Origin of the sequence: Borrelia persica No12 (assembly GCF_000500045.1) — a bacterium.
GTDB classification, from domain to species: Bacteria; Spirochaetota; Spirochaetia; order Borreliales; family Borreliaceae; genus Borrelia; species Borrelia persica.
On the sequence record NZ_AYOT01000242.1, the window covers coordinates 1 to 268 of the forward strand.

Annotated in this window: 1 protein-coding gene; it reads right to left on the reverse strand. The window is 27.6% G+C overall.

Features of this window, described 5'->3' with window-relative positions; translation table 11 throughout:
• Nucleotides 1–70 precede the first annotated feature (70 nt).
• Nucleotides 71–268, reverse strand: a 198-nt coding sequence (locus U881_RS11300; RefSeq protein ID WP_038364316.1) for a DUF228 domain-containing protein, incomplete at its 5' end; no start/stop codon positions are given.

The window sequence follows — 268 nt, forward strand, 5'->3', positions numbered from 1 at the left end:
ACATTTGCTATCTCTTTAGCATAATAATTTTGATCATATAATTCTGACATCTTTATACTCCTTTAACTTATTAATTTGGTTTACCTTTATTTCCATAAATAGCCACATGTACGATACAAAGCTTTTTCTCAGTACCATCAAGTGCAATTGCATCTGATAATGCTATCGCATTAATTTTGCTATTACTTGAACTATCCTTTTCAACCTGTCCATCTGAATTAAATTTAACTTTATCTTTTCTTTTAATTTGATCATCTTTTGCAATTAA